The organism is Streptomyces ipomoeae 91-03 (genome assembly GCF_000317595.1).
Taxonomy (GTDB): domain Bacteria; phylum Actinomycetota; class Actinomycetes; order Streptomycetales; family Streptomycetaceae; genus Streptomyces; species Streptomyces ipomoeae.
In genome coordinates this window covers 1-3561 of the sequence record NZ_AEJC01000193.1, presented here as the reverse complement: position 1 = coordinate 3561, position 3561 = coordinate 1, and the positions used below count along the sequence as shown (strand labels likewise).

The 3561-nt window shown below is 69.8% G+C and carries 2 protein-coding genes; both read left to right on the top strand.

Translation table 11 applies throughout. The features are described 5' to 3' along the window. Nucleotides 1–40 precede the first annotated feature (40 nt). A complete protein-coding gene (locus tag STRIP9103_RS12910; RefSeq protein ID WP_048820190.1) occupies nucleotides 41–514 on the top strand; it encodes a hypothetical protein in 474 nt (157 codons plus the stop codon). 336 nt (nucleotides 515–850) lie between these two features. Then, nucleotides 851–3553: a pyruvate dehydrogenase (acetyl-transferring), homodimeric type gene (gene aceE / locus STRIP9103_RS12905; protein ID WP_009309489.1), complete on the top strand. Its 2703-nt coding sequence runs from the start codon at nucleotides 851–853 to the stop codon at nucleotides 3551–3553. Nucleotides 3554–3561: the final 8 nt, after the last annotated feature.

Here is a 3561-nt window from a genome sequence, read left to right as displayed (position 1 = left end):
ACATCCGACCACCACCCACTTCCGACAGGGGAGGACGGATATGACTTCCCCCGAATCGCAGATCCAGCAAGCGCGGCAACAGGACCGGCTCCAGGACCAGCCCGAGGCGATGCCCCAGGCGACACTCCCGGAAGAGAGGCACGACCAGGAGCGGCACACGGGCGGCAAGGTGGTCCACCTGCACACCGCGCATCCCCGCGTGCCCATCCCCTACGTGACTCCGGGCGACATCTTCCGCACGGGCACCAAGGCCACCTCACTGCTCCCCTCGCCCCGCAAACTGGCCTTCTACGGCCTCCTCGGCGGCATGACCGCCGCCGGAGCCATGGCATGGCCGGTCGCGGTCGCCGTCGGCGCCGCCACGGAGGTGATCACACGGGAGCAGGCCGCACGTCAGCACGAGGAACACGAGCGCCTCGAACGGGAGCGCACAGGGCGGGAGCAGGCCCGCCGATCCATCGGCCAGGAAGAGCGGATGGAGACGGGCGAGCCCGCACGGACATCGATGATGTGACCTTCCCGAGCCGCCCGCCGGCCACCGCGAGCGGGCGGCGTCCCGCCCAAATCCGCCTGCCGCACCTCAGATGAGCAGGGAAAACGCGGCACCGCGTGCCTGTATCAGCGGCACGGAATGCCAATTTCTCGATATCCACCACATTTCCGTACGTCACCCTTTGATCGATCATCGATCACGGGGTTACAGTCGCCGACGGGCCACGTGACGGAGCTGTAAATCAGCGCCGCACCGAAGCCCCCGCCCTGTCCTGCCAAAGACAAAGGGCACCCCCCAAGGGCAACCCCCGACCCCGCACTGATGAGGGAACCCCCTTCGACTGAGGAAGGCGGCGCAATGACCGACCCCAACGCCATCCAGCCGAGCGCGCTCGACCAGCTCCCGGACCGGGACCCGGAGGAGACCGCCGAATGGCAGGCCTCCCTGGACGCCGTCGCCAAGGCGGCGGGCCCGCACCGCGCCGCGTACCTGATGCGCCGCACCCTGGAACGCGCGGAGGGCAACGGCATCGCGCTGCCCAAGCTGCTGGAGACGGACTACGTCAACACCATCCCCACCGCCGCCGAGCCGAGCGTGCCCGGTGACGAGGAGATGGAGCGGAAGATCACCGCGTGGAACCGCTGGAACGCGGCGGCGATGGTCACCCGCGGCAGCAAATACGGCGTCGGCGGCCACATCGCCACCTTCGCCTCCGCCGCCTGGCTCTACGAGACGGGCTTCAACCACTTCTTCAAGGGCAAGGAAGCCGACGGTTCCGGCGACCAGCTGTACATCCAGGGCCACGCCTCCCCCGGCATCTACGCCCGCGCCTTCCTCGACGGCCGCCTGAACGAGCACCACCTCGACAACTTCCGCCGCGAGGCCGGCGGCAACGGCCTGCCGTCGTATCCGCACCCCCGCCGCCTCCCCTGGCTGTGGGAGTTCCCGACCGTGTCGATGGGCCTCGGCCCCCTCTCCGCCATCTACCAGGCGCGCTTCAACCGCTATCTCACCAACCGCGGCATCAAGGACGTCACCGGCTCGCACGTCTGGGCGTTCCTCGGCGACGGCGAGATGGACGAGCCGGAGTCGACGGCGGCACTCGCCCTCGCCTCCCGCGAAGGCCTCGACAACCTCACCTTCGTCATCAACTGCAACCTGCAGCGCCTCGACGGTCCGGTCCGCGCCAACTTCAAGATCGTGCAGGAGCTGGAGGCCCAGTTCCGGGGCGCGGGCTGGAACGTCATCAAGACGCTGTGGGGTACGGCGTGGGACGAGCTGTTCCGCCTCGACACCACCGGCGCGCTCGTACGCCGGCTGCGCGAGGTACCCGACGCCCAGGTGCAGACGTACCAGACGCGTGACGCCGCCTACATCCGCCAGGACTTCTTCGGCAAGGACCCGGCGCTCGTCGAGATGGCGAAGCTGCTGAGCGACGACAAGATCCTGGAGTGCTTCCACCTCTCCCGCGGTGGTCACGAGGCACGCAAGGTCTACGCCGCGTACAAGGCGGCCGTGGAGTTCAAGGGCGCGCCGACCGTCATCCTGGCCCAGACCGTCAAGGGCTTCACCCTCGGCGAGGGCTTCGCGTCGAAGAACGCCAACCACCAGATGAAGAAGCTGACGGTGGACGAGTTCAAGGCGATGCGGGACCTGCTGGAGCTGCCGATCAAGGACAGCGACTTCGTCGACGGTGTGGTCCCCTACGGCCACCCCGGCGCCGACTCCCCCGAGGTCCGCTACCTCCAGGAGCGCCGCGCCGCCCTCGGCGGCCCGGCCCCGGCCCGCCGCGTGCACCCGGTGGCGCCGCTGCCGGCCCCGGCGGAGAAGGCGTTCGCGTCCTTCGACAAGGGCTCCGGCTCGCAGAACGTGGCGACGACCATGGCGTTCGTCCGTCTCATCAAGGACCTGGTCCGCGACAAGGAGACGGGCAGGCGCTGGGTGCCGATCGTGCCGGACGAGGCGCGCACCTTCGGCATGGAGAGCCTGTTCCCCTCCCTCGGGATCTACTCGCCCAAGGGCCAGACGTACGAGCCGGTCGACCGTGACCAGCTGATGTACTACAAGGAGGCCAAGGACGGCCAGATCCTCAACGAGGGGATCACCGAGGCCGGTTCGATGGCCGACTTCATCGCCGCTTCGACGTCGTACGCGACGCACGGCGAGGCGATGATCCCGTTCTACATCTTCTACTCGATGTTCGGCTGGCAGCGCACGGCCGACCAGATGTGGCAGCTCGGCGACCAGCTCGGCCGCGGCTTCCTCGTCGGCGCGACGGCCGGCCGTACGACGCTGACGGGCGAGGGCCTGCAGCACGCGGACGGTCACTCGCCGGTGATCGCGGCCACCAACCCGGCGGCGCTGACGTACGACCCGGCGTTCGCGTACGAGGTCGCGACGATCGTGAAGGACGGCCTGCGCCGTATGTACGGCGAGGCGGCGCCGGGCGAGGACCCGAACGTCTTCTACTACCTCACCGTCTACAACGAGCCCCTCCCGCAGCCCGCCAAGCCGGCCGGCCTCGGCATCGACGAGGGCATCGTCAAGGGCCTGTACCGCTTCAACACGGCGGAGTCGGCCGGGCTCTCGCCGGTGGCGAACGCCCCGCGGATCCAGCTCCTGGGCGCCGGTACGGCGATCCACTGGGCCCTTGAGGCGCAGAAGCTCCTCGCGGAGGAGTGGGGTGTCGCGGCGGACGTGTGGTCGGCGACGTCCTGGAGCGAGCTGCGCCGGGACGCCCTGGAGGCGGACGCCGCGCTGCTGCGGGGCGAGGAGCGGGTGCCGTACATCCGCCAGGCCCTCCAGGGTGCCGAGGGCCCGGTGCTGGCCGTCTCCGACTACATGCGCCAGGTCCCCGACCAGATCGCCCAGTGGGTCGAGCAGGACTACTCGTCCCTCGGCGCCGACGGCTTCGGCCTGTCGGACACCCGCGAGGCCGCCCGCCGCCACTTCGGCGTCGACGCCCAGTCCATCGTCGTCGCCGCGCTCGCCCAACTCGCCAAGCGCGGCGAGGTCAAGGCGACGGCGGTGAAGGAGGCGCGGGAGCGGTACGGGCTGTGACGCGGCGG

Coding starts and splice junctions, on each gene's coding strand:
- aceE (WP_009309489.1), top strand. CDS start 851: ATGACCGACCCCAACGCCATCCAGCCGAGCGCGCTCGACCAGCTCCCG.
- STRIP9103_RS12910 (WP_048820190.1), top strand. CDS start 41: ATGACTTCCCCCGAATCGCAGATCCAGCAAGCGCGGCAACAGGACCGG.